Genomic DNA, 25,244 nt, shown 5'->3' with positions numbered 1-25,244 from the left:
CAGCCTGCCGGACCGCCCGGGGCGGTGAGGGGCGCTTCGCCGACGGGGCGGGATCAGCTCGCCTGACCGAGCACCATGCTTTGTGCGACCGCGCCACGGGCCGCATCCGCATGCACGGGCGACTGATAGGTCTCGAGCTTGGCAAGGAAGCTCTCGAGCCAGGCGGTCGGTTGGCCCGCGAGGCGCGAATAGCTGATCTGCGCGCGCGTGGTCGAGAACATGTCCATCGGTTGTGTGAAATCCGGGTCCCTGACATCCATTCCGGCCTCGCGCAGACAGTCGACCAGATGCGACTGGAACGTCTCGCCATGGATTTCGAGATGAAGCAGGAAATCGTGATCCTCGAAGCCCGCATCGCGCAGGTCCCTGGCCATGGCGTCGATCTCTCGCGGCGAGATGTTGGCCATGTCGTAGCGGGCGAAGATGTCGGCGATGGCATCGGGGCCGCGGGGGGCGTCTGCCGGGCTTGCGGCGGCGGGTCCGGAGGCTTCTTCCGCCGCCTTGGCGAAATCGGACGACCGGACCCCGGCGGTGCCGCTGGCGCGCGTGTAATTCGCAATGCTTTGCGCGAAGGCGTTGTGTCCCTGAACATTCATCGATGATTCTCCCTCGAAGGCGGCCCGGCCTTGCGGGTCGGGGCAAGCATGGCCGTCTCAGATGAACGGTTTGCTAACGCGCGCCGGGCCGTGTCGGTGCCGCAGGAGACGGCACGGCAAAAGGGGCCGCGCGATGGCGGCCCCTTGTTCTGCTGACGTGGCGAAGGGTCAGCCCGTCCACTCGGGCAGCGATTTCAGCGTGTCTTCGGTCTGGACGGTGGTGACTTTCAGATCGCCGTCCTCGCCATGCGAGATGTCAAGCTCGCCATAGGCCAGTTCGACCTGTTTCTCGCCGATGCCCAGGAAGCCGCCGACATCGACGATCACCCGGTCGATCTTGCCGTCATCGGTCAGCACAAGCTCGCCGATCTCGCCGATCTTCTTGCCATCGGCGCCGATCACCGGCTGACCCTGCAGATCCTCGGCGGTCAGCTCGGCCCGTTCGCTGTCCGAGAGCGGCGCGCCGGCTTTGGTGCCCATGTCGCTGTCTTCAGCCTTGGCCTGCTTGGTCTGCATGCCGAGGAAGTCGCCGTCATTGTCCATGGCGGCCCGGTCATAGGCGTCCTTGCCTTCGAGGGTCGACGGATCGCCCTGGAAGACGACGAAATACTCGCCCTCGTCATCCGCGTCGGGCGCGAATTTCAGGCTCTGCATGTCGAGCGCGACCTCGCGCTCGCCCACGCCCAGGAACCCGCCGATATCGGCGATCACGGCTTCGACCGAGCCATTGCCGTCGATATAGACGTCGCCGATCTCGCCCACGTCCTCCCAGCTGTCGGGAGCGTCGGTCAGGTCGGTCATCGACACGCCCTCATCGGTGCCGGTGTCGACATAGATGCGTTTGCCGATCAGGGTGTCGGCGCTCATCGACTGGCCGGCCACATCGACATCCGGAGCGGAAATCGGACCGCCCTGGCTCTGGGCGAGGGCGGGCATGGCGACGAGAGTGGCAAGGGCGGTGGTCGCAAGAATACGTTTCATCTGTGAACCTCCTTCTTCGTGTGGCGGTGCCGGTCCGGCGCCGCTTCCATGGCCAGACAACGTGGTCGGGGCCTGCTGGTTTCAGAAAACGCCCAGAAAAAGGACAGAAAATCTTAGGAACCTGCCCGGTTTCCGTGCGTTTCGACGCGCCCGTTCCGACTCTGGTCCATCTGCCATTCGGGGCGCGTCCGCGGCGGCTCCCGGTTCGGCATCGGGCGACCGCGCCGCCTGGCGGGACCGGCCTGCCGCCGGTACGGGCCGGTCCGGGCCGGTCCGGGAACCGCAGGGCAGAGCCCGGCGTTGTCCGGGGACATCGCTTCCGACACTCGGAACCAGGCCATCAGAAAAGGAACATCCGTCATGGAAGTCACAGGGATCGGCGGTCTTCTCGTCCTCATTCTCGATATATGGGCCATCGTCTCGGTCCTGAATTCCGGTGTCGCGACCGGCAACAAGGTGCTCTGGATCCTGTTGATCCTGCTGTTGCCGCTGATCGGCTTCATCATCTGGCTGATCGCGGGGCCGCGCTCCGCCGTCATCCGCTGAGGTCCGGCCAGACAAGCCTGCGGCCAACGCCATGCATGGATTCACCGAAAGCAGTGCGGCGCGTGCCGCAGCGACCGGTCCGGTCGAGGAGCTTGAGCTTCTTCTGACCGCGGCCGAGGCCTATCCGGCCCTCGAGCGCGCCTTTCTGGAGGCGCGCCACACCATCTCGGCCAGTTTCCGTATCTTCGATGTGTCGACCCGGCTTCGCTCGCCCGAAGCCCGGGCGGTGGGAGAGGACTGGTTCGACCTTCTGGTCCATACGCTCGAGCGCGGGGTCCGGGTCCGGCTGGTACTGGCCGATTTCGACCCGATCGGCGCGGCCGACCTGCACCGGCTCAGCTGGAACGCCCGGCGCAAGCTGATTGCCGCTTGCGAGATCGCCCGAGCGGGAAGCCTCGAGGTGGTCAGCGCCCTGCACAGCGCGCGGGCCGGGATTGGCGCGCGGCTGGTGCTTTGGCCCGGCGCGCATGGCAAGCTGCGCGTGGTGCTGGCCGAGCTGAACGCTCTTTCTGAGGACGCGCGCGCGCGGTTTCTGGAAGAAGCCCCGGGGCTTGCCCGGATCACCCGCACCCGGCGCGACGGCCGGATCGTGGCGGTGCCCGGCGTGCCGGATCTGACCCCGGCCACCCATCACCAGAAGATGGCGGTGTTCGACGGGCGTCTGCTGTATGTCGGCGGGCTCGATCTGAACGAGCGGCGCTATGACACGCCCCGCCACCGCCGCGCGCCCGAGCGGACCTGGCATGACGTCCATGCGCTGGTGCGCGGGCCGGTTGTCAGCGCGGCCGAGGACCATCTCGAGGGCTTTCTTTCGATCGTGGCCGGCCAGCGCCCGCCGGGTCCGGCCGCGCCGGGGTTCCTGCGCACGCTGTCGCGGCCCGCGCGGCGTGCGCCGTTCCGCTTTTCGCCGTTGCCGGTGGTGACCGAGATCGAGCGGGCGCATCTGTCGCGCATCGCCGCGGCCGAACATCTGGTCTATCTCGAAACCCAGTTCTTCCGGCATCTGCCGCTCGCTCAGGCGCTCGCCCGCCGGGCCGAGGCGCGCCCCGAGCTGCGCGCCATCCTGGTGCTGCCCGCGGCCCCCGAGGACGTGGCCTTCGAGAACAGCAGCGGGCTCGACGTGCGCTATGGCGAGCATCTGCAAAGCCGCTGCCTGGGCCTTCTCTACGACGCCTTCGGTCCGGACCGGGTGCTGGTGTTGTCGCCGGTGCAGCCGCGCCGGATCGTTGACGCCGACGGCCGCGAGGCGCTGCAGGACGCGCCGATCATCTATGTGCATTCCAAGGTGTCGATCTTCGACGATCGCGCGGCGATCCTGTCCTCGGCCAACCTGAACGGCCGGTCGATGCGCTGGGATACCGAGGCGGGGATCGAGCTGACCGCCGCCCCCCATGTCGAACAGATCCGGACCCGGGTCATGGGGCACTGGCTGTCGCGCGACGCCGACGGTCAGGTCGATCCGGAGGCGCTGGACCCCGCGACCGCCTTCGAGCACTGGCGGGTGCTGGCCGATCTCAACAGCCGACGCCGCCCCGAGCGGCGCGAAGGGTTTCTGGTGCATTACGATTCCGACCCCGCGCGCAAGCTGGGTCTGCCGGTGCCAGGAGTGCCGCCCGAGATGGTCTGACGCGGCATCCGCAGCGCGGGTGGCGGTTGTCCCGGGTTTGCGGGGACGCAGAGAGCGGGGCGGGTCGGACCTGCCCCGTTTGCTGTCTGCAAGGGGCGAGACTGCAGATCCGGCCGCCTCGGTCATCCAGGGCCGAGGCCGGGTCAGACGGTTTCAGAGGGCTCGGGGTCGGGCATCATGTCCGGTTCGGGCTCGTCGAAGATGTCGAGCATCGCCAGAACGATCACCAGAACCGGGATCGCGATCACCCCGCCGAGAGGTCCCCAGAACCACAGCCAGAAGACCAGAGAGACGAAGATCGCCAGCGGGTTCACCGCGATCCGGCGGCCGACGAAGGTCGGCGTGACGACCTGCGACTCGATCCCGTTCAGCACCAGATAGATCGCGGCCGGCAAGACCGACGCCCAGCCGTCGAAGACGATCAGCCCGCCCAGAAACAGCGCCGCCACCATCGTCGCGGGACCCACGTAAAGCACGAAGTTCAAAAGCGCGGCCCCCGCGCCCCAGGCGATGGCCCCGGGCATGCCCAGCACCCCCAACGCCACCGCCAGCGCGATGCCGAGCCCGGCATTGATCAGTGTGATGGTCAGGAAATAGACCGCCACCAGACGCTCGGCGGTGCGGATCCGGGTCAGGATGGCCTCGCGCCCCAGCCGCCGACCGGCAAAGCTGGCGATCCAGGCATAGACCTCGGAGCGGGTCAGCAGAAAGAAGAAGAGCGCCGCGATGAAGATCAGGATCTGGGCGCCGATCCGGGGCGCCACGAACAGCGCGTCGGTCAGGGTCGGGATCGAGGGGGCCGCGGTCTCGTCCCCGCCGCCGCCGCCCAGCGCGCGCTGGACCTCGTCGCCGACCTGGCCCAGATTCTGCACGAAGCCGCGGAAATCGTTGACCACGCCCCGCAGTTCCCAGCGGATCGTCGGCCATTGGTCGACCAGCCGTCCGACCAGCGGTTCCAGCGCGAAGGCCAGTGCCCCGACCGCGAGGATGCCCAGCATCGGCAGCGCCGCCGCGACCGGGGTGCGCGGCAGTTTCAGCCGCCGTTCGAGCGAATCCGCCAGTGGCGACAGGATGATCCCCGCAACCAGCGCCAGACAGAGCGGGGCGAAGATGTCTTCGGCCAGTTTCAGCGCGGCAAAGCCAGCGACGGCCGCCAGAATGATGAGGGCTGTGCGGGACGCCGGATCGATGCGGAATGTGGGGTCTGTCATGGCCGGTCAACGCGCCTGCGGGCGCGCGGTTCCTGCCGCGGTTCCTGCGGTGCAAGGGAGCCGCGAAAGATATGTCGCGCCGGGGCGTATCAGCGTGTCCTTGCGGAACCCTTTCCGACCCTGGGACGTTGATTGGGCAGACAGGAACGAAAAGGAGGAATTCGATGAATACGGATATCATTCAAGGGAAATGGAAACAGATCAAGGGCCGGGCGCGCGAAGCCTGGGGTGCGCTGACCGATGACGAACTGGAGCGCACCGAAGGCGACCGCGAACAGCTGGTCGGTCTCGTCCAGGAACGCTACGGCAAGGCCCGTCAGGAAGCCGAGCGCGAGGTGGACGAGTTCCTCTCGAAGTTCAGCTGACGCGGCCGCTTCAAGACCCGGGCGCCCTGTCCCTCGTGGACGGGGCGCCCGTTCCTGTGTGGCGCAGGTTCGTCTGGTGCCCATCCACAAGGACCGCCCGCCGCCGGAGCGGTCGCGAGGACTGCCTGTTTTTCCGGCGATTACCGGAATTTCCCCAAGGGAAGGCGGCGTCTTTCCGCGGGAACGGTATCGGTAATTGCATTGTTAATGCACTTGCCGCGACGTTCCGTCTATGATCGAAGCTCACGGACCCTCTTACAGGAACGGAGCCCCTCGATGCCGCACGCGGCTGCGCCTTTTACGACGTACTGCCCGACCTATGTGGTGCTGGAAAGGGACGCGCTGATTTCGGCCGATCTCATTCAGGCGATCGAATCGCTCGGGCCGTGCCGCGTGATGCATTTCTCGTCGATCGAGCAGGTGACGCCCGCGCTCGAAGGCGTGGGGGCGGTCGATGCGGCGTTTCTCGAGATGCGGGTCGACGACGCGCTGTCGAGCGGCCTTGCGGCGCATCTCGCCAAGCACGGAGCCCGACTGGTGCTGACCCTTGGCGAGGATGTCGAGCGGGTCATGGGCGAGGGCTGGCGCCTGTTGCTGCGGCCCTTCACCGAACGCATGGTCCATGACGCGCTGATCGAGACCAGTGTGGCCTGACGCCGGGCGGCGCGGGCGCTTCTGCCGCGCGCCGCTTGTGACAGCTCAGGCGTCTTCGGCCGGGCGCAGATCCTCGGGCAGAAGGGCAGGCGGCGTCAGCCCGCCCACGGGGTCGGCCAGCAACTCCTGGGCCAGGCTCAGCCGCTCGGGGCTGTCGCCGACCAGCGTCCAGAGGCGGCGCATGTCCTCTTCCAGCCGATCCCCGGAAATCTCGCCCGCGTCGCGCAGCCGTTCGAACTCGGCGATCACGTCGACCGCGTAGTCGGTCAGGCCCATCGCCTGAAGCTGGCCGCCCTCGCGAGCATCCTCGGCCACGGCATGGGCAAAGGCAAAAAGCACGACCTGCGACAGCGCCTCGCCAATCGAGGCGCCGTGCTCCATCCGGTCGGCGATCAGGGCCTCGCCGGCAAAGGTCATCTCGATCCCGATCACCGCCAGCGCCTCGCGCAGGTTCTCCATGAGGGCCGGGTCGGCATTGTGGCGCAGCGGCACCGTCTTCACCGGAGCGGGACTGCCGCCCAGCTCTTCGGTATAGCCGCGCAGGTTGCGCGGCGCGGCGCGGCGGGGCATCGGCAAGGGCAGGTCGTCGGCCGCCGGAGCAGGAGCCGGAGCCGGAGCGGCGACAACAGTGGTCGGCTGCTCGGGGGGCGCGATCTGAGGCGCGGGGGCCGAAACAGGGGCCGGATCGGCCGGTTGCTGGACGTTGGCCGGTTGCGGCGCGGGTTCAGCCCGGGCCTCGGGCGCGGCGGCCTTGGCCTCGGGGGGGGCGGGCTTGCTGGTGGGGGCTTTGGCGGCAGCGGTCCTGGCCGGAGCGGTCACCGGCGGTTTGGCCGGAGTTTCGGCGGCGCCTTCGGCGGGGCTGTCCTCGGCGGCGGTTTCGCCCAGGGCCAGACCGGCAGCGGTCGGGCGCAGCAGGGCGACGGGCATCGCACCGAAGATCCGGCGCAGAAGGAAGGGCTTGCGCTGGATCTCTTCCACCAGCCCCAGCGCCTTCAGCCGTCCCAGCGGGCGCGAGACTTCCAGCCCCCGCCCGCGCGCCCGCACCAGCAGCAGGTCGCGCCCGAAGGGGCCTTCTTCGGCATGGATCTGGCGGATGATCGCCAACAGGTCGAGTTCGACGGATTCGAGCGGTTTGTCTTGCATCTTGCCCTCGCAGCCCAAGCGCTGGCGGCATGGCAGATCGGCCCTGCCGCGTCAATCGAACCGGCGTCGCGGCGGGCGGCTGGGCGCCCACCCGCCCGCCGTAGCTTTGGCGCGGGCGCATGTCCCAAGGGAGGCGCGGCGCGCCGACGGGGGCGATCCGGCGCAAGAAGACGGCGATCCGCTCGCCTTCCCCGCCGGGTCCGGGGCGGAGGCCTAGCGGCGCTTCATCGCGTCCAGCAGCGCCGCGCCAAGGGCGCCGGGCGCGTCGTCCCGGGCCTTGCCGCCGGCGGGCCCCGAGGCGTGCCGCGACGGACCGTTCCCGGGGCCTTTGCCAGATCCCTTGCCAGCTCCCTTGCCTGGGCCTTTCGGACCCGCGCCGCGTCCCGGCCCCTTGCCCGCCGAACCGCGCGCGCCGTCGCGGGGGGGGGCCTCGGCCCCGCCCTCCTTGCGCATTGACAGCCCGATCCGCTTGCGGGGCACGTCGACCTCGACCACCCGGACCTTCACCACATCGCCCGCCTTCACGACCTCATGCGGGTCCTTCACGAAACGGTCGGCCAGTTGCGAGACATGGACGAGCCCGTCCTGATGCACGCCGATATCGACGAAGGCCCCGAAGGCCGCGACGTTGGTCACCGTGCCTTCCAGCAGCATGCCGGGGCGCAGGTCGGTGATCTCCTCGATGCCGTCGGCAAAGCTTGCCGTCACGAATTCGGGCCGCGGGTCGCGCCCGGGCTTGGCCAGTTCCGACAGGATGTCCTTGACGGTCGGCAGGCCGAACCGGTCGTCGACGAACGCCATCGGGTCAAGCGTACCCAGCCGGGCCTCGTCGCCCATCACCGCGCGCAGATCGCGCCCGCAGGCGGTCACGATCCGGCGCGCGACGTCATAGGCCTCGGGGTGGACGGCCGAGGCGTCAAGCGGCTCGTCGCCGCCGGTGATCCTGAGGAAGCCCGCGCATTGCTCGAAGGCGCGGGGCCCGAGACGCGCGACCTTCAGCAGGTCCTTGCGTTTCGAGAACGCGCCGTTCGCGTCGCGATGGGCGACGATGGCCTCTGCCAGAGAGCCCCCGAGCCCCGAGACCCGCGCCAGCAGCGAGGCCGAGGCCATGTTCAGATCGACGCCGACCGCGTTCACCGCATCCTCGACCACACCGTCCAGCGCGCGGGCCAGCCGGTGCTGGTCGACATCGTGCTGGTACTGGCCGACGCCGATGGCCTTGGGTTCGATCTTGACCAGTTCCGCCAGCGGGTCCTGCAGCCGCCGCGCGATCGAGACGGCCCCCCGCAGCGACACGTCGAGCCCGGGAAATTCCTTCGCCGCCAGTTCCGAGGCCGAATAGACCGAGGCGCCCGCCTCGCTGACAATCACCTTCTTCGGTTTCGGCGCGGGCAGGTCGCCCAGCAGCTCGGCCACCATCCGTTCGCTTTCGCGGCTCGCGGTGCCGTTGCCGATGGCGATCAGATCGACCCCATGCTTGCGGATCAGCGTGGCCAGCGTCGCCTGTGCGCCCCGAAGGTCGTTCTTCGGCTGGAAGGGATAGATCGTGGCGGTGTCCAGCAGCTTGCCGGTCGCATCGACGACCGCCACCTTGCAGCCCGTGCGGATGCCGGGGTCGATCCCCATCGTGACCTTGGCCCCGGCAGGTGCTGCCAGCAGCAGGTCCTTGAGATTTCGGGCAAAGACCCGGATCGCCTCGTCCTGGGCGCGGGTCCTGAGATCGCCCATCAGGTCCAGCATCATCGACAGGCTCAGCTTGGTGCGCCAGGTCCAGCCCGCCGCGTCGCGCAGCCAGCGGTCGCCGGGGCCCTCGCCCCGCACATCGAGCGCGCCCGCCACCATGGCCTGCACCCGGGGCAGCCCCTCTTCGGGCTCGGGGCCGATATCGACCGTCAGCACGCCCTCTTTCGAGCCGCGCATGATCGCCAGCGCCCGGTGGCTCGGCATCGTGGCCCAGGGCTCGCGATGGTCGAAATAGTCCGAAAACTTGGCCCCCGCCTGTTCCTGCCCCTCGACCACCTTCGCCGTCACCAGCGCGCTGTCCTGCAGGAAGCTGCGCAGCCGCCCGATCAGGTCGGCATTCTCCGAAAGCCCCTCGGCAAGGATGTCGCGCGCCCCCGCCAGCGCCGCCTTCACGTCGGGCACGGCCTCGGAAAGATAGCCCTCGGCCAGCGCCTCGGGGGCGGCGGCGCGGTCGCCAAGGATCGCCTCGGTCAGCGGGCCGAGCCCGTTTTCGCGGGCGATCATCGCGCGGGTCCGGCGCTTGGGCTTGTAGGGCAGGTACAGGTCTTCCAGCACCGCCTTGGTCTCGGCCTTCCGGATCTCGGCCTCGAGCGCCTCAGTCAGCTTGCCCTGCTCGCGCACCGACTCGAGGATCGTCGCCCGCCGCGCCTCGAGCTCGCGCAGATAGGTCAGCCGTTCGGCCAGATCGCGCAGCTGGGTGTCGTCGAGCCCGCCGGTCGCCTCTTTCCGGTAGCGGGCGACGAAGGGAACGGTCGCGCCGCCGTCAAGCAGCTCGACCGCGGCGGCGACCTGATGCGGCTGGGCGCCGATTTCGGTGGCGATGGTGCGGGCGATGCGGGGGGCAAGATCGGCGGTCATGGCGGTCCGAAGTCTGGGTCAGGGGGCGACACCCTAGCCTGTCGGGCGTCCGCAGCCAAGCGGCGGAATCCCGCCGGTTCGGGGCCTTGCGCAGGACGATGCCGATCGCGAGACTGCGACCCGGACGGCGAAGGGAAGAGCATCTTGGAAATCATGTTGATCGTGTTCGGGGGCATCTACGGCCTTCTCGTGCTGGTCGGGCTGCCGGCTTTGATAATTGCCTATCTCGGGCTGCGCACGGAGAATGCCGATCTGCGGACCCGACTGGAGCAACTGGTCAAGGAGGTCGAGATACTGGTCCGGGAGGTCGCGGCGCTGCGGCAGGATGCGCCGCAGCAGACCCCGCCGGAGCAGACCGAGCGCTCTGCGGCCCTTTCGCCCGAGCCCGACCCCGGTCCTGCGCCGTTGACGGCGCCCGTGGCCCGGCACGACGAGCAGGCCTCGCCGGTCTCGGCCCCGCCGCAGGCGGCGCCGCCCGAACCGCAGGGGCCCACATTGGCCGACCGCCTGGCGGGCTGGCTGCGGGAAAACTGGACGCTGGCGCTGGCCGCGCTGTCGCTGATCCTCGGCGGGCTCTTCATGGTGCAATACGGGGTCGAGCAGGGTCTGCTGACCCCGCCGCTCCGGGTGCTGGGGGCGCTGGTGTTGGGGGCCGCGCTGATCGCGGGCGGCGAGGCGATCCGGCGGCGCCATGGCGACACCGCGGCGCCGAACCTGCGGCATCTGCCCTCGACCTTCTCGGGCGCGGGCACGGTCGTTCTCTTCATCGCGATCCTGTCGGCCCATGCGCTTTACGGGCTGATCGGATCGGTTCCGGCGCTCGCGGGCATGGCCGTGGTCTCGGTGGTGGCGATGCTGCTGGGCTGGCTTTACGGTCCGGTGCTGTCGGCCATCGGCCTTCTGGGCGCCACGGCTGCGCCCTTTTTCGTCGGCGGGTCCTCGGACAAGGCGGTTCTGCTTTACCCCTATTTCGCGATGGTGGGGCTTGCCGGGCTGGGCATCGACACGTTCCGGCGCTGGGCCTGGGTGTCGGGGCTGGCGCTGGCGCTGCCTGCAGGGGCGCTGGGGCTCTTGTGGTTCCATGCGCCCGACGCACGCGGGCTGGCGCTGGCGGCGCTGGCACTGGCGGCGGGCGCGGTGCTGATCCCGGCCCGCAGCCTGCGGCCCGGCGCCGATGGCCCGACCGTGACCGAGGGCCTTGGCGGCGCGCGGCCCGCCTTTCCGACCTGGCTGGGGGCGGCCGGACTGGCGCTGGCCAGCGGGGCGGGGCTTTGGCTGGTGCTGGATGCCCTGCGCCCGACCGAGGCCGCCATCGGCTTTGCGCTGCTTCTGGTGCTCTTCGCGGGGGCGGTGCTGGGGCTGGCCCGGGCGCCCGCCTTCGAGGATCTGGCGATCCTGCCAGGGGGCGCGGCGCTTCTGGCGCTTGGGCTGCATGCGGCGGGCGACGGCCCGCTTTACCGCGCCTTTCGCGCCGGGATCGACCGGATGCCCGAAAGCCCGGCGCCCACGACCGTCTGGTGGCTGGCGGCAGGTGGCGCGGCCCTGTCGGTCATCGCCTTCCAGCGGCTCCGCCAGGCCGAGCCCGACGGCCCAAACCATCGCGGGTTCTGGGCGCTGGGGGCGGCAGTGCTGCTTCCGGCGACGCTGCTGATCCTCGAGGTCTTCTGGGCGCCCGCCGAGGTGACGGGCGCCTACCCCTGGGCGCTGGCGGTGATGGCCGGGGCGGCGCTGATGGTGCTGCTGGCCGAGCGGCGCTCGGCGCTGGGGGGCGAGGGCCGGGCCTTCGAGACCGGGCTTTTCGCGGCCTCGGCGCTGATCCTGATCGGGCTGGCGCTGTTCCTGCTGCTGACCAAGACGGCGTTGACCCTGGCGCTGTCGGCAATGGCGGTTGCAGCGGTCGCCATCGACCGGCGGCATCCGATGCGGCCTCTGGGCTGGCTTGCACAGCTGGGGGCGGCGGTGATCGGCTACCGGCTGGTGTTCGACCCGGGCGTCGACTGGGCCATCGACGTCGCGGGGCCGCTCGATGCGGCACTGGCCCATCTGGGGCCGCTTGCCGCCTTTGCCGCGATGCGGGTGCTGGCGCGGCCCGACCGGGGTGCGGTGCGGGCGCTGGCCGACTCCGCGCTGGTGACGACGGCGGCCATCGCCGCCACCGTGATGCTGCGGCGCTGGGCCGGACCCGAGGGGTTCGAGACCCATTGGGCCATGGGCCTGACCGCCACGGTCTGGACGCTGGCGGTTCTGGCGCAGATCTGGCGGCTGCCGCACGATCCGGGCCTGCTGCGCCCGCTGAGGATCCTCTTCGCGGCGCTCCTGAGCCTCTCGGCGCTGACGGCGTCCATCTTGCTGCTGAGCGATCTGGCACAGCTTCTCGACCCCGGCCTTGCCAGTCGCCGCGTCGCCGGGCCGCCGGTGTTCGACAGTCTCGCGCTGGCGCTCTGGCCGCTGGCCTTGGTGCTGGCGGCGGGGGCGCGCTGGCTGGGCGAGCCGGGGCGGCCTGGCGCGCGGCTGTTGCGGCCGGGTCTGGCGGGGCTGTCCGCGGGGGCGCTGGGCCTCTGGGGCTGGCTTGAAATCCGGCGGCTCTGGCGCGGGCCGGAGTTGTCGCTGCCGGGGCCCAGCGATGGCGAGCTTTACAGCTATACGCTGGCCTTGCTGCTGGCCTCGGGTCTGGGGCTGGTCGCGGCCGTCCTGATGCGCTCGCACATGCTGCGGCGGCTGGCCATGGCGGGGGTCGGGCTGACCGTGGCCAAGGTGTTCCTGATCGACATGTCGGGGCTGTCCGGACTGGTGCGGGTCGCGTCCTTCGTCGGGCTGGGCCTGGCGCTGGCGGGGCTGGCCTGGCTCGACCGCGCGGTCAGCCGGATCTGGGAGAAGGGCTGAGGCCGGACCGGCTCAAAGCCCGGTCGCGTTGACGTAGATCGCATAGACCGAGCTGGTGGCGCAGATCAGCAGACGGTTCCGGGCGGGGCCGATGAAGCACAGATTGGCCACCGTCTCGGGCACCGCGATCCGGCCCAGCATCGTGCCGTCGGGGGCGAAGCAATGCACCCCGTCCCCGGCCGAGCTCCAGAGGTTTCCCGCCCGGTCCAGCCGGAAGCCGTCGAAGACGCCGGTTTCGCAGCGGCAGAAGGGCACGCCCTCGCCGACCCCGGTGCCATCGGCCAGGACCGGATAGGCGTGGATCTCGGGCGGGCAGGCGGGGTCATGGGTGATGCCGGTATCCGACACGTAAAGCACGCTGCCATCCGGCGAAAAGGCCAGCCCGTTCGGTTGCCGCAGATCCTCGATGACAGCCTCGAGCGCGCCGTCGGGGCCGATCCGGTAGACGTTCTGGGCGCCGATCTCGCTTTCGGCCGCGACGCCCTCATAGTCGCTGTCGATGCCGTAGGTCGGGTCCGAGAACCAGACCGACCCATCTGCATGCACGGTCACGTCATTGGGCGAATTCAAACGCTGGCCGCGATACCGGTCGGCCAGTACGGTCCGCGTCCCGTCGGGCTCGATCCGGGTCACGGCGCGGCCGCGATGTTCGCAGCGGATCAGGCGTCCCTCGCGGTCCACCGCGTGGCCGTTCTGGTTCTGCGCGGGGCATTCGAAAACCGAAACCGATCCGTCGGTCGCGTCCCAGCGCATCACGCGGTCATTGGGGATGTCGGACCAGATCGCGTATTTCCCGGCCGGAAACCAGGCAGGCCCCTCGCACCAGCGCCCGCCGGTCCAGAGCCGGTCGAGCCGGGCATGGGGATGGATGAGCCGGGCAAAGCGGCCGTCGCGGATGTCGTAAAGCGGGGCGGTGTCGGTCATGGGGCCTCACGAGGGGGATTGCGCGCTGCGGCCATGGACCAGCAGCAGGCACAGGATGACGCTGCCATGGATCACCTGCCGCCCGGCTTCGGGCATCTGCATGATCGACAGCACGGAATTGAGAAGCACGATCAGCACCACTCCGGCGAAGGTGCCGGCATAGCGGCCCTGACCGCCCAGAAAGCGGGTGCCGCCGATCACGACCGCGGCGATGGCGGGCGGCAGGAACGGCGTGCCGATGCCCTGACAGGCCTTGGCCGAACAGCCCGCCAGCAACACGCCTGCGAGCGCCGCGCAAAGCCCCGACGCGGCGAAGGCGCCGACGATCACCCGGCGGCTGCGGATGCCCGCCAGATAGGCCGCGGCCTCGCAGGTGCCGGTGGCATGGATCTCGCGGCCGAAGGCGGTGCGGCGCAGCAGGACGGCGATCCCGACCCAGACCGCCAGCCAGACGAAGCTCGCGGCCGGAACGCCCGCGCGCTTTCCGGCGGCCAGCAGGCGCATCGTGTCGGTGGCGCGGTCCTGGGGCGCCAAGCCCCCGGTCTGGGCCACCATCAGCCCGCGCAGCACGGAATCGACGCCAAGCGCGAAGATCATCGAGGGGATCCGCAGCACCGAGACGCCGAGCCCGTTGAAAGGCCCCGCGGCCAGCCCGACCGCCAGCCCGGCCGGGATCGCCCTGGGGCCGCCGACCGCGGTTGCGACCATCGTCGCGGCGGTCATTGTCCAGGGCACCGGCAGGTCGATATGGCCCGGCAGGATCACCATCATCATCCCTGTTGCCACGATCCCCAGAAAGGCACCGGCCTGCAATTTCTGCAGCAGATAGCCCGGCATCGGCAAGGGCGCGGTGCCCGCCGTGGCCAGCGTGCAGGCCCAACCGAGCACCAGGATCGCCGGCACGAAGCCCGAGGCGATCAGCACCGGCCGGGTCTCGGGGGAAAGCTGGGATAACGCCATTGCCATGCCCCGTTCTCGCCGAGAGGGCATGGATCGGCCCCGCCTCGCAGGCGAAATCGACCGCCTCCAGCGCCTGCGTCCCGGCAAAGGCCTTCGAGACGCGGGACAGCCGGATCATGGGGTCTGTGGGGGGGGCATGAGGCGGAAACTCCGACGCGGCGGGGCAGGGGCAGGTCCTCTGCCGTCCTTCCCTGAGGCGGCAGAGGACCCGTAGACGGTCAGTTGGTGTCGGCCTCGCTTTGTGCCACGATCGCAGGCCCGGTGATATTCACCCCGCAGGGCGGACACTCGTTCACGGTGAAGAAGGTGTCGGGCAGATCTTTCCAGTGGTTCACGCCATCCTGCAACTGGTCGTAGGTCGCCACGGGCAGCGGCACCGAAATCAGTTGCGGCACCGGATTGCCCTCGAGCGCCGAAATCGCGGCCTTCATCGCGATGGCCACCAGACCCGGCGACTGGCCGATCGAGATGCCCCTCAGGCCCTCGTCGGCATGCTGCGCGACGAGCTTGCGAAAGCCGTTTTCGGATTCGCCCGCCACCGGCACCATCGGATGGCCGGAAGCGAGCAACGCCTGCACCACGCCGGTGGTGCCGCCCTGGGCGAGGATGGCGTCGAAATGGCCATGCACCGCGATGGCGTCGGCCACCACCTTCTGCGCCGCGCCGTCATCCCGGTTGCCCACCGCCGAGACCCGCTGCCCGCCGCCGCCCGGCTCGTCGAGCAGCTGGCCGATGCCCGGCGAGCGGTCGCGGTCGACCGAGTTGCCGGGCAGCCCGCGCATCTCGAGGATGCGGCCCGAGGTCTTGCCCTCGGCCTTCAGCTGATCCAGCACGAAGCCTGCCCAGGTCCGGCCCATCGCCAGCTGGTCCTCGTTGACCTGCATCACCCTGTCGGTGTCGAGCACATTCTCGAAGGGCACCAGCACCACGTCGTTGCGGTCCGCCAGCCGGATCACCCGGTCAAAGCCGTCGGGCGCCACCGCGATGGTGACGATGGCGTCATAGCCCTGATTGATGACGTCCTCGATCGCGCCCAGCTGCACGGCGGCGTCGGTGCCGGTCGAGACCACCTTGAATTCGGCGATCCGGTCGCGGATCGAGGGGGCTTGGGCGAAGGCATTGGCGGTCTTGATCATCTGGATGCGCCAGCCATTGCCGACAAAGCCGTTGACGATGGCGATCCGGCAGGGTCCCTCGCGCGGGGGCCATTGCAGATAGCCGGTGCCCGCGCTCCGGGACGCAAGACAGTCCGGGTCCGCGCCCGGTCCGGGTACGCCTTGCGGACCGGCCAGAGCCAGACCCGATGACAGAACGCCCCCCGCCAGCGCGGGGGCGATCGGGCGAACAGCCTTTATGTCGTCCTCCCTCGGAGCTCTTTCGCGCGCCTTCTTGCCGTTGTTGCCGGGCCGCCTCGTTCCGGTGTCGGTCACGGGCGGTTCTGGTCCAAGTCCCGTCCGGCCCGTCCGGTCGTTCCGCCCGGCGCCCCCATTGGGCCCCCCATTGGGCCGCCGGTCGCGTTCTGCGCCGCGCCTATCGGGGCCCGGCAGAACCCGCTCAGGGGTCGAAATTTCCTCCCCCCGCCTGCAGATGCGCGCGCATGCGGTACTGGTAGGCGAGCCGGTCGCGGGCCTCCAGCGCGTCGAGGATGGTGGCATGTTCGCCAAGCGTCTCGGTGGCGTATATCTGCTTGGTCTTTCCGGTCGCCATGATCCGCAGGATCACCGGCTTCATGATCTTGTAGACGTCGAGGATCGCCTTGTTGCCCATCACCGCGATCAGCCGCGTGTGCAGGCGAAAGTCGATCTCGGCGGCCTCGTCGCAACTGGCGGCCCCGCGCAGCCGTTCGTTGATTTCCCGCAGCTCGGCAATGTCGGCGCGGGCGACACGGTCGAAGATCAGATCGACGCTGGCGATCTCGAGCAGACCGCGAAAGCCCTGGATGTCGGAAAAGGTCTTGCGCGAGACCTCGAGCGTGTTGAAGGAAAAAAGCTCCAGCGCGCGTTCCATGCGGTCGTCGACGATGGTGGCCCCGACCTTGGGGCGGACGGTGACGATGCCATAGGCCTTGAGAATGCGCATCGCCTCGCGCACGGTGTTGCGGCTGGCCCGGAACCGGTCGCAAAGTTCGCGCTCGGTCGGCAGGCTGTCGCCCACCCTGAGGCCCTCCGACGCGATCAGAGCGCGCAGCTTTTCGGCCAGATCCTCGACGGCCGACAGCCCCGAGGGGGCGCCGACGGATCTGGGCGCCGCAGCGCCGGTGGATGTGCCCGGCTTTGCCGAGAGGCCGGTATTTCCCTCCACCCCTGGCGGCGGACCGTCCTCTTCGCGCATGAGCCGCTCCTTGTTTCGGAATGAAATTGTGGAATTGAACCTAGGGGGCGGGAGAAACACCTGTCAATGAGATGTTGGTTGGATAAAACACATTCGGTTCGATCGAAGGCAAATTTGGGAACAAGTGCAGGGGAAATAAAGAAAGTGCAGGATGGCGAGAATTTCACGATTTTCAGCCAAGGGGGGGCAGGGCATTTTGAAGAATTTCGGGTAATTCCGCGACAAGTTCCGCGATCATCGCGATGACGGCGGCCTTCTCTGCGCGAGGGGCGGGCGCCGATCGGGCCGACAGCGGAGCCGAGCTGCGAGGGGCCCGAAGAAGAATAGCCTGGGACGGCATGGCAGAGAGCGTGGGGCCGCAGCGTTTGAGGACCGGCATCTTTTGTTGTGGGCGGGGCGCTTGGCTTGCCGTCCCTCTTTCGGACTGCTGGCGAATGTGTCGGGGCGAGAAAAATTCTGGCCGGGCCGCGCGCAGCCGGACAGTGACCTGACGGTCGCGCGTGCCGGCGCATCGGTGGACCCCAAGTGTCGCGCTCCTGATCGGATATTGCCATTCGAGAGAATCGATAAATGCACGTGGAGACACATTTCCAGGGTCAGCATTTTGATTTTTGGCGGGCGCCGGAGAGGCGAGAGGCTTCGGACAGGGCAGCCGGTTCTCGCTCCCCGGGACGACACCCTTCGACTGCGGGCGCCGGAATTGAGCCGCTTCTCGCAAGAGAATTTCGCGATGAGTTGCGGCAGTCGTTCGCTCGATGTCGTGAATGGCGCGAATTTACAGCAAGGATATGCCTTTACTGCTTTTGGTTGCAGAAAACAGGAATATAATTCCTGAGGGAAATTGCACGTTCGACCGTCCATGCCATAGGAGCGTCTGATCTACGGGTTCGGCTGCGCCGAGATGGCGGTCTGATCGCTGCGGGGACCTTGGCTCGGGACTTTCACGGACCCTTTCGCGATGTCTTGGCCCGCCGTGTTGGCGGTTTTGCAGAATTCGGACGGACTCGTCCCCACGGCATCCGCCGTCGTCGGACCAGGAACAGGTTGCCAGGCGCGAACAGCGTGAAGAGCTGAGCGCGGTTTTTTGGCCGGTCCCCGATCGCGGGTCTTTACGTGGCCGAGCTGCCGCCTGGGCCTGCGCAGCATTCGGGCACATGTGCCGGGAACGGGGCGCAGAGCCTCCTGGCCGTTTCGGATATGTCGGCGCGGCCCGTCAGGCGCCGCGCCGATCTGCGGTTTGCATCCTCTGCGCAAACGATTATTCACGGGAAGAACCAACCAATCCGGCGGGGCCCATGTCCGTTTCGATGCTGTCCACCTTCGTCAAGCCGATGCATCCCGAAGGGCGCCGTTTCGTCGCCATCGCGGCGGGGCTGACGGTTCTTCTGTTCCTGATCTGGGCGCCTCTGGGCTGGATCGGCCTCGGGCTGACGGTCTGGGTCTACTATTTTTTCCGCGACCCCGAACGGGTGACGCCCCTGCGGCCGGGGCTGATGGTCTCGCCCGCCGACGGGATCGTGTCGCTGCTGGAGCCTGCTGTGCCGCCCGCCGAGCTGGGCCTGGGGGCGGCGCCGATGACCCGGGTTTCGGTCTTCATGTCGGTCTTCAACTGCCATGTGAACCGGCTGCCCGCGGCGGGACGGGTGACAAAGGTCGCCTACCGGCCCGGCAAGTTTCTGAACGCCTCGCTCGACAAGGCGTCCGAGGATAACGAGCGCAACGGGCTGGCGGTCGAGCTGCCCGACGGGCGCCTCTATGGCGTCGTGCAGATCGCAGGTCTGGTGGCGCGGCGCATCCTGTGCTGGACCGCCGAGGGCCAGAGCCTTGCCACCGGCGAGCGTTTCGGCCTGATCCGTTTCGGCTCGCGGCTCGATATCTACCTGCCCCAGGGCGTCGAGCCGCTGGTCGCCATCGGCCAGACCATGGTGGCGGGCGAGACCGTCATCGCCGATCTTGGCGCCTGAGCGCACGGAGGGCTGACGATGAAGAAGTTCATCCGCCGCGACCCGCAGCACCGCGACCAGGTGCCGTTCCTGCAGCTTCTGCCCAATCTGGTGACGCTGTCGGGCATGTGCCTGGGGCTCACCTCGATCCGCTTCGCCATGGACGGGCGCTATGACGGGGCGGCGCTGCTGATCCTGCTGGCGGCGCTGATGGACGGGCTCGACGGGCTTCTGGCGCGGCGCCTGAACGCCACCTCGAATTTCGGGGCCGAGCTCGATTCCCTGTCGGATTTCCTTTGCTTCGGCGTTGCGCCCGGGCTTCTGGTCTATCGCTACTTCCTCGAGCCCTCGAACAATTTCGGCTGGATCTTCGTGCTGGTCTTCGCCGCCGCCTGCTGCCTGCGGCTGGCCCGCTTCAACGTGATGCGCGACGAGAACGAGGCCGAGACCAGCCATCACTTCCTCGGGGTACCCGCCCCGGCAGGCGCGATGCTGGGCCTTTTGCCGCTGTTTCTGGCGCTGTCGGGCATCGCCGATCTGCGCGCCACGCCGCATCTGGTGGCTTTCTGGATCGGGCTGGTGGGGCTGTTGATGATTTCGCGGATCAAGACCTTCTCGCCCAAGGCGATGCGAATCCCGCGCGCGCTGGTCGGGCTGATGATGTTCGCGACGGTGGCGGCGGTCGGGCTGATGTTCACCCGCATCTGGCTTTTGCTGGTCACGCTCGACCTGATCTATCTGGCGATGCTGGTCCATGGCGCTCTGAAGGCGCGCCGACAGGGCCCGGTCTGACCCCTTCCGGTTCTGTCAAGGTCCGGTCCCGGCCGCGGTCGCCCCGCGGCCGTTTCTTTTTCACGCCGTCGCTGCACAGCGGCCGCGTTTTCGGCAGCGCACCGCACGAGCGGTGCAAAGGCCCCTTTTCCTCGGTTCCGAAAGTTGATAGAAACGCTCAGGTACGCGACGCATGCTTGCGCGCCGCCTCAACCGCCACTTGTCAGGCCCCAGCTCGTCGCCCGGTCCCCTGCCCGATCAAGACAGAAACGCGCGATGACTCTGCCTGCCGATTTCCCCCATCCACACCGGGTTTTCCCGGACCGGTCAGCGCCCGAGCCCGGGCGCGCGACGCTCTGCCTGTCTGGCACCGGGGCCGGGACCAGAGCCGGGGCCGGGACCGGAGACGGGGGCAGGGGACGGGAAGAAGGGCCGGAGCCGCGCGGCAGAATCCGCAACGCAATGGAGGGACAGAATGGAGCGAGCCAACGCCCGCACGATCATGGGGACCGGAACCGTCAGCCCGTCGGGGAGGGCGCCGCGATGACCCTGGTCCAGGCGATCCGCCACAGCAGCGGCGAAAGCAATCAACACGATGCGCGGATTCTGACCGGCGGCGGCAATACCGCGGTGATCGTGCTCGACGGGGTGGCCTACACGCTGCGGATCACCCGGTCGGGCAAGCTGATCCTGACCAAGTGAGCGGTCGGCGGCGGCGGCCCCCGCGCGGCCGCCGACCTGCCCCGGACGGCGTCCGCGGCGGGACACGCTGCATCGCAGCATTGTCACTTTACATATTTGCAAGCCAGGCATAACGCTGGGGACATTCGGGCCCCCTATCTTGGGGACAAGATCCGTTCCGGAGCCGTCCCGAAGCCCCCGATGCCCCGCCCCCTAGCAGGGGCCGACGCGGCCGCGGGACTGGCACCGTCCAGTCCGCAGAAGGAGCCGCGTCATGGCCGACAGACCTCCCGCAATCGAGCAATCCGTTCCGTTGTTCTGGCCGATGGCCGCGGTCCTGGGCTGGCAGCAGGCCGGTTATCAGGCGATGACCGACGGGCTTCGCTTCGTGCAGGAAGCCGCCGAGATTTCGGCCCCGCCCGAGCCCGACTGGGCCAGCCCGAACGAGGTTCTGCTCGATCTCGACACCATGCGGCTGCGCGATTTCGGGGGCAGTGGCACCGGGCTTCCGGTGATCATTGACGCGCCCTATGCGGGCCATTCCGCCACCATCGCCGATTTCGCGCCGGGGCAAAGCCTGGCCGCGACGCTTCTGGCCTCCGGGCTTGGGCGTGTATTGGTCACCGACTGGAAACCGGCCACGCCCGAGATGCGCGACTTCGACATCGACAAGTATCTGGCCGAGATCAACGTCGCCATCGACGAGGTGGGCGGCCGCGCGATTTTGGTCGGGCTGTGTCAGGGCGGCTGGATGTCGGCGATGGCCGCCGCCCGCTTTCCCTCGAAGGTGGCGGCGCTGGTGCTGGCGGGGTCGCCCATCGACACCGATGCGGGCGACGGGCCGATCCGCCGGATGGCGCATGACACGCCGCTTGCGGCCTATCAGAAGATGGTGGCGGCCCATGACGGCCGGATGTCGGGCAGCCTGATGCTGACCGGCTGGAAGAACATGCATGCGGAAAAACAGTATCTGGGCAAGTTCCTCGACCTGTACGCCCATATCGAGGACCGCAACTATATCGAGCGGACCGAGACCTTCGAACGCTGGTACGAAAACCCGCTGGACCTGCCGGGGCGCTATTACCTGCAGGCCATCGACCTGCTGTTCAAGCAGAACCTCTTCGCCAGGGGCGAATTCACGGGCCTCGGGCGGCGGTTGTCGCTGAAGGACGTGACCTGCCCGGCCTATCTGCTGGCGGGCGAAAGCGACGATATCACCACCCGCGAGCAGGTCTTCGCCGCAGAGGACCTTCTGGGCACGCCGAAGGCGCAGATCCGCAAGCTGCTGGCCAAGGGCGGGCATATCGGGCTGTTCATGGGGCGGCACACCTTGACGGATGTCTGGCCGGGCATCGCGGAGTGGATCGGGGAACAGGGAGGCAAGTGATGGACGCACAGGACCAGCCAACGGGCGAGACGCTGCCCCCGACCGACCCGCAAAAGGGGCTGAGCACGGCCGAGGCCGCGGCCCGGCTGGGACGGTTCGGCCCGAACACGCTGGCCGAGGAACACCGGAGCCTGTTCAAGCGGATTTTCGGCTATTTCTGGGGGCCGATCCCCTGGCTGATCGAGATCGCGGCGATCCTGTCGCTGATCCTGTCCGACTGGGCCGATTTCGGCGTGATCCTCGCCATGCTGCTGGTCAATGCGGGCGTCGGCTTCTTCGAGGAGAACAAGGCCGATTCAGCCATCGCCCTGCTCAAGCAGAAGCTGGCCCCCGCCGCCCGGGTGCTGCGTGACGGCCGTTGGCAGGAGATCGCCGCGAAGGACCTGGTGCCGGGCGATCTGGTGCGGCTCGAGATCGGCAATATCGTCCCGGCCGACCTGCGCCTGACCGAGGGGCAGTATCTTTCCGTCGACGAGGCGGCGCTGACGGGCGAATCGCTGCCGGTCGACAAGGCGGTCGGCGACACCGCCTATTCGGGCTCGGTCGTGCGGCTGGGCGAGATGGTGGGCGAGGTCACCGCGACCGGCATGAGCACCTATTTCGGCCGCACCGCGGCGCTGGTGCAGGGCCCCGAGCGGCCCTCGCATTTCCAGCAGGCGGTGATGCGGATCGGGAACTTCCTGATCGTCGCCGCGCTGGTGCTGGTCACGATCATCCTGATCGTCTCGATCTGGCGCGAAAATCCGCTGTGGCAGACCGTGCAATTCGCGCTGATCCTGACGGTTGCCGCCATTCCGGTGGCTTTGCCCACGGTGCTGTCGGTGACGATGGCGGTGGGCGCCGAGCGGCTGGCGCGGATGAAGGCCATCGTCTCGCGGCTGGTTTCCATCGAGGAAATGGCGGGCGTCGATGTGCTGTGTTCCGACAAGACCGGCACGCTGACCCTGAACCAGCTGACGGTCGAAACCCCGCGCCCGGCGGCGGGCGCGACCCGGGACGATCTGCTGCTGGCCGCGGTTCTGGCCTGCAATGCCAACGCGCCCGACGCCATCGACCAGGCGGTGCTGGCCGCCGCCGACGGGATCGAGGCGCGGCGCGACTACAAGCTTTCGACCTTCACGCCCTTCGATCCGGTCTCGAAACGGACGCTGGCCGAGGCCCGGCGCGGCGACGAGACCTGGCGCTTTGCCAAGGGCGCGCCGCAGGTGATCCTCGATCTTGCGGGGCTCGAAGGGGCGGCGCGGACCGCGCTCGAGGCCGAGGTCGATGCCCTGGCGGCCCAGGGGTTCCGCGCCATCGGTGCGGCCCGGGCCGAGGGCGAGGGTGCCTGGCAGTTTCTCGGGCTGATCCCGATCTTCGATCCGCCCCGGCCCGATGCGGCCGAGACCATCGCGAAGGCCGGCGAGATGGGCGTCACCGTCAAGATGATCACCGGCGATCACGAGGCCATCGCCCGTCAGATCGCGGGGCAGCTCGGGCTCGGGCAGGCGATGTACCCGGCGGGCCAGCTCCTGGAGGGCGATCCCGCCGAGGTCGAGGCGCGGGTGCGCGCGGCCGACGGCTTTGCGCGCGTTCTGCCCGAACACAAGTTCCGCATCGTCGAGGTGCTGCAGCAGGGCGGCAGCATCGTCGCGATGACCGGCGACGGGGTGAATGACGCCCCCGCCCTGAAGCGTGCCGATGCCGGGATCGCGGTCAGCGGGGCGACCGATGCCGCGCGCGCCGCGGCCGATCTGGTGCTGACCGGAACGGGCCTGTCGATCATCACCGAGGCCATCGCCGAGGCCCGCCGTATCTTCGAACGCATGACCAGCTACGCCACCTTCCGCATTGCCGAGACGATCCGGGTGCTGCTGTTCATGGCGCTGGCGATCCTGGCCTATGACGTCTATCCGGTCACCGCGATCATGATCGTGCTGCTGGCCGTGCTGAACGATTTCCCGATCATGATGATCGCCTTCGACAATGTCGCGGTGTCGCCCAAACCCGTCCGCTGGGACATGCGCCGCGTCATCACCATCGCCTCGACGCTGGGGGTTATGGGCGTGGCCGAGACCTTCCTGCTGTTCTGGTATGTCGACAGTGTGCTGCATCTGCCGCGCGAGACGATCCAGACGCTGATCTTCCTGAAGCTTCTCGTCTCGGGCCACATGACGCTTTACGTCACCCGCAACCAGAACTGGTTCTGGACCCGGCCCTGGCCCGACTGGAAGCTCTTCGCGACCACCGAGGCGACCCAGGTCATCGGCACGCTGATCGCGGTCTATGGCGTGCTCGTCACCCCCATCGGCTGGACCGCGGCGCTTCTGGTCTGGGCCTATTGCCTGGCCTGGCTGCCCGTCGAGGGCGCCATCGCCATGGCCGTGCGGCGGCTCTATGCCGCGCGCCGGTCGGCGGCGGCCTGACGGAGGGGGCGTCCTCAGTCTGCGTCGGCGAGGATGCCCGAGCCGATCAGCCCGTCGATCTCGGCCTCCGACAGGCCCCAGTCGCACAGCGCGTCCGGGCTGGGGCGACTGGCATCTGCGGGGCCGAGCGCGATCCGCCCCGGAGTTCGGCAGAAACGCGGCGCGGGGGCGGGCTGCACCACGGCATCGATGGTCTCGAAGAGGCCCCGCGCCCGGGCCTGGGCCGATCCCGGCGCCTCGGCAAGGTCGAGAACCGGCGTCACGCAGCCGTCGCTGCCGTCGAAAAGCGCCGCCCAGTGATCGCGCGGCTGGCTGGCGAAGATCGCCTCGAGTTTGCTTGTGCAATAGGCCTCGTCCTCGGCCCGGCCGGACAGAAAGCGCGGCTCTTCGGTCAGCCCCAGCCGGTCCAGCAGGACCTTGCGAAAGGCGGGCTCGATCGCCGCCACCACCACCGCCTTGCCATCGGCGCAGATGTAGGTCCGATAGCAATGCCGCCCGCCATCCAGCATGTTGCCGCCCGGGGGCGCCTCATGCAGGCCAAGCGCGGCCATCCCCGACACCATTGCGTAAAGGCTGGCCGACCCGTCAAGGATGCTGGCATCGACCACCTGTCCCTCGCCGCAGCGCCAGGCATTCATCACGGCCGCCAGACAGCCCACCACGGCAAAAAGCGCGCCGCCGCCCATGTCGCCCATCAGGGGCGGCATGCCCTTCGGCACCCGCCCGTCCTGGCCGAAAAGTGACAGCGCGCCCGAAAGCCCGGTGAAGTTCATGTCATGTCCGGCCATCCCGGCCATCGGCCCGTCCTGCCCCCAGCCGGTCATCCGCACATAGGCGAGCGCAGGATTGGCCGCGAGGCAGGGCTCGGGGCCAAGGCCCAGCCGTTCCATCGCGCCGGGCCGGAAGCCCTCGATCAGCGCGTCGGCCTCGGCGATCAGGCGCAGCACCAGCGCCCGCCCGGCCTCGGCCTTGAGATCGACCCGGACATGGGGGCGCGAGCGATAGGTCACCGCGGCGCGCCCGGCCGCGGCCGGGTCGAGCGCCGGATCGGGCGCGGGATAGCCGCCGGGCCGGTCGATGCGGATCACCTGCGCGCCCAGATCGGCCAGGATCATGGCGGCATAGGGGGCGGGGCCAAGCCCCGTCATCTCGACGACGCGCAGCCCGGTCAGCGGCCCCGCGCGCTCGGTCGTGGCGGCGGGCTCGGGGCAGGGGCGATAGGGCATCGGGGCGTC

General features: G+C 68.9%; 20 protein-coding genes. 10 read left to right on the top strand and 10 right to left on the bottom strand.

Annotation, left to right across the window (positions count from 1 at the left end):
- Nucleotides 1–53: 53 nt before the first annotated feature.
- Together DSD19_RS18850 and DSD19_RS18845 are read right to left on the bottom strand one after the other, a co-directional pair.
- Complete coding sequence (locus DSD19_RS18850; protein ID WP_113670726.1) at nucleotides 54–596, bottom strand: hypothetical protein; 543 nt, start codon at nucleotides 594–596, stop codon at nucleotides 54–56.
- Nucleotides 597–764: 168 nt separating this feature from the next.
- The gene (locus DSD19_RS18845; protein WP_075786730.1) at nucleotides 765–1,577 is read right to left on the bottom strand and encodes a PRC-barrel domain-containing protein; all 813 of its coding nucleotides are present in this window, start codon (nucleotides 1,575–1,577) and stop codon (nucleotides 765–767) included.
- 360 nt (nucleotides 1,578–1,937) lie between these two features.
- Here DSD19_RS18845 and DSD19_RS18840 point away from each other — a divergent pair, with 360 nt between their 5' ends.
- Both DSD19_RS18840 and DSD19_RS18835 read left to right on the top strand, forming a co-directional pair.
- A complete protein-coding gene (locus DSD19_RS18840; RefSeq protein ID WP_075786729.1) occupies nucleotides 1,938–2,123 on the top strand; it encodes a PLDc N-terminal domain-containing protein in 186 nt (61 codons plus the stop codon).
- 31 nt (nucleotides 2,124–2,154) lie between these two features.
- On the top strand, nucleotides 2,155–3,750 hold the full coding sequence (locus DSD19_RS18835) for a phospholipase D-like domain-containing protein (protein ID WP_113670725.1): 1,596 nt from the start codon (nucleotides 2,155–2,157) through the stop codon (nucleotides 3,748–3,750).
- 143 nt (nucleotides 3,751–3,893) lie between these two features.
- Here the strand turns inward: DSD19_RS18835 and DSD19_RS18830 are convergent, their stop codons facing one another.
- Entirely contained in the window at nucleotides 3,894–4,961 is a 1,068-nt protein-coding gene (locus tag DSD19_RS18830) for an AI-2E family transporter (protein ID WP_113670724.1), read from the bottom strand.
- 164 nt (nucleotides 4,962–5,125) lie between these two features.
- On the opposite strand from DSD19_RS18830, the gene DSD19_RS18825 reads away from it, so the two are divergent.
- A complete protein-coding gene (locus tag DSD19_RS18825; RefSeq protein ID WP_113670723.1) occupies nucleotides 5,126–5,326 on the top strand; it encodes a CsbD family protein in 201 nt (66 codons plus the stop codon).
- Between the two features lie 276 nt (nucleotides 5,327–5,602).
- Entirely contained in the window at nucleotides 5,603–5,980 is a 378-nt protein-coding gene (locus DSD19_RS18820; RefSeq protein WP_081382186.1) for a hypothetical protein, read from the top strand.
- Between the two features lie 45 nt (nucleotides 5,981–6,025).
- Here DSD19_RS18820 and DSD19_RS18815 read toward each other — a convergent pair whose 3' ends face one another.
- On the bottom strand, nucleotides 6,026–7,123 hold the full coding sequence (locus DSD19_RS18815) for a hypothetical protein (RefSeq protein WP_133260474.1): 1,098 nt from the start codon (nucleotides 7,121–7,123) through the stop codon (nucleotides 6,026–6,028).
- A gap of 213 nt (nucleotides 7,124–7,336) precedes the next feature.
- Nucleotides 7,337–9,724 (bottom strand): Tex family protein, encoded by a 2,388-nt coding sequence (locus DSD19_RS18810; RefSeq protein ID WP_113670807.1) that lies wholly within the window; start codon nucleotides 9,722–9,724, stop codon nucleotides 7,337–7,339.
- Between the two features lie 153 nt (nucleotides 9,725–9,877).
- Between DSD19_RS18810 and DSD19_RS18805 the strand changes: the two genes are divergently transcribed.
- The gene (locus DSD19_RS18805) at nucleotides 9,878–12,607 is read left to right on the top strand and encodes a DUF2339 domain-containing protein (RefSeq protein ID WP_165828187.1); all 2,730 of its coding nucleotides are present in this window, start codon (nucleotides 9,878–9,880) and stop codon (nucleotides 12,605–12,607) included.
- Nucleotides 12,608–12,619: 12 nt separating this feature from the next.
- Here DSD19_RS18805 and DSD19_RS18800 read toward each other — a convergent pair whose 3' ends face one another.
- The 4 genes from DSD19_RS18800 to DSD19_RS18785 all read right to left on the bottom strand — a co-directional run bounded on the left by DSD19_RS18800 (nucleotide 12,620) and on the right by DSD19_RS18785 (nucleotide 16,822).
- Complete coding sequence (locus DSD19_RS18800; RefSeq protein ID WP_113670720.1) at nucleotides 12,620–13,531, bottom strand: SMP-30/gluconolactonase/LRE family protein; 912 nt, start codon at nucleotides 13,529–13,531, stop codon at nucleotides 12,620–12,622.
- Between the two features lie 6 nt (nucleotides 13,532–13,537).
- On the bottom strand, nucleotides 13,538–14,491 hold the full coding sequence (locus DSD19_RS18795) for an ABC transporter permease (protein WP_113670806.1): 954 nt from the start codon (nucleotides 14,489–14,491) through the stop codon (nucleotides 13,538–13,540).
- A gap of 218 nt (nucleotides 14,492–14,709) precedes the next feature.
- Nucleotides 14,710–15,921 (bottom strand): sugar ABC transporter substrate-binding protein, encoded by a 1,212-nt coding sequence (locus tag DSD19_RS18790; protein ID WP_243628115.1) that lies wholly within the window; start codon nucleotides 15,919–15,921, stop codon nucleotides 14,710–14,712.
- Between the two features lie 124 nt (nucleotides 15,922–16,045).
- Nucleotides 16,046–16,822, bottom strand: a complete 777-nt coding sequence (locus DSD19_RS18785) for a FadR/GntR family transcriptional regulator (RefSeq protein ID WP_113670718.1) — start codon at nucleotides 16,820–16,822, stop codon at nucleotides 16,046–16,048.
- Nucleotides 16,823–18,117: 1,295 nt separating this feature from the next.
- Here DSD19_RS18785 and DSD19_RS18780 point away from each other — a divergent pair.
- The 5 genes from DSD19_RS18780 (at nucleotide 18,118) to DSD19_RS18760 (ending at nucleotide 24,009) form a co-directional block, all read left to right on the top strand.
- Nucleotides 18,118–18,786 (top strand): phosphatidylserine decarboxylase, encoded by a 669-nt coding sequence (locus DSD19_RS18780; protein WP_113670717.1) that lies wholly within the window; start codon nucleotides 18,118–18,120, stop codon nucleotides 18,784–18,786.
- A gap of 18 nt (nucleotides 18,787–18,804) precedes the next feature.
- Nucleotides 18,805–19,557: a CDP-diacylglycerol--serine O-phosphatidyltransferase gene (pssA, locus tag DSD19_RS18775; RefSeq protein WP_075786721.1), complete on the top strand. Its 753-nt coding sequence runs from the start codon at nucleotides 18,805–18,807 to the stop codon at nucleotides 19,555–19,557.
- 522 nt (nucleotides 19,558–20,079) lie between these two features.
- Nucleotides 20,080–20,238 (top strand): hemin uptake protein HemP, encoded by a 159-nt coding sequence (gene hemP / locus DSD19_RS18770; RefSeq protein ID WP_075786720.1) that lies wholly within the window; start codon nucleotides 20,080–20,082, stop codon nucleotides 20,236–20,238.
- A 253-nt stretch (nucleotides 20,239–20,491) separates the two neighbouring features.
- Entirely contained in the window at nucleotides 20,492–21,604 is a 1,113-nt protein-coding gene (locus tag DSD19_RS18765) for an alpha/beta fold hydrolase (RefSeq protein ID WP_113670716.1), read from the top strand.
- Nucleotides 21,604–24,009: a plasma-membrane proton-efflux P-type ATPase gene (locus DSD19_RS18760; RefSeq protein ID WP_113670715.1), complete on the top strand. Its 2,406-nt coding sequence runs from the start codon at nucleotides 21,604–21,606 to the stop codon at nucleotides 24,007–24,009. The genes DSD19_RS18765 and DSD19_RS18760 overlap by 1 nt, the downstream gene beginning before the upstream one ends.
- A gap of 14 nt (nucleotides 24,010–24,023) precedes the next feature.
- Here DSD19_RS18760 and DSD19_RS18755 read toward each other — a convergent pair whose 3' ends face one another.
- Nucleotides 24,024–25,235, bottom strand: coding sequence for a CaiB/BaiF CoA-transferase family protein (locus DSD19_RS18755; RefSeq protein WP_113670714.1), 1,212 nt, complete (start codon nucleotides 25,233–25,235; stop codon nucleotides 24,024–24,026).
- Nucleotides 25,236–25,244 lie beyond the last annotated feature (9 nt).

This window comes from Rhodovulum sp. BSW8 (genome assembly GCF_003314725.1).
GTDB lineage: Bacteria > Pseudomonadota > Alphaproteobacteria > Rhodobacterales > Rhodobacteraceae > Rhodovulum > Rhodovulum visakhapatnamense.
This window is presented reverse-complemented; position numbering and strand designations above follow the sequence as displayed.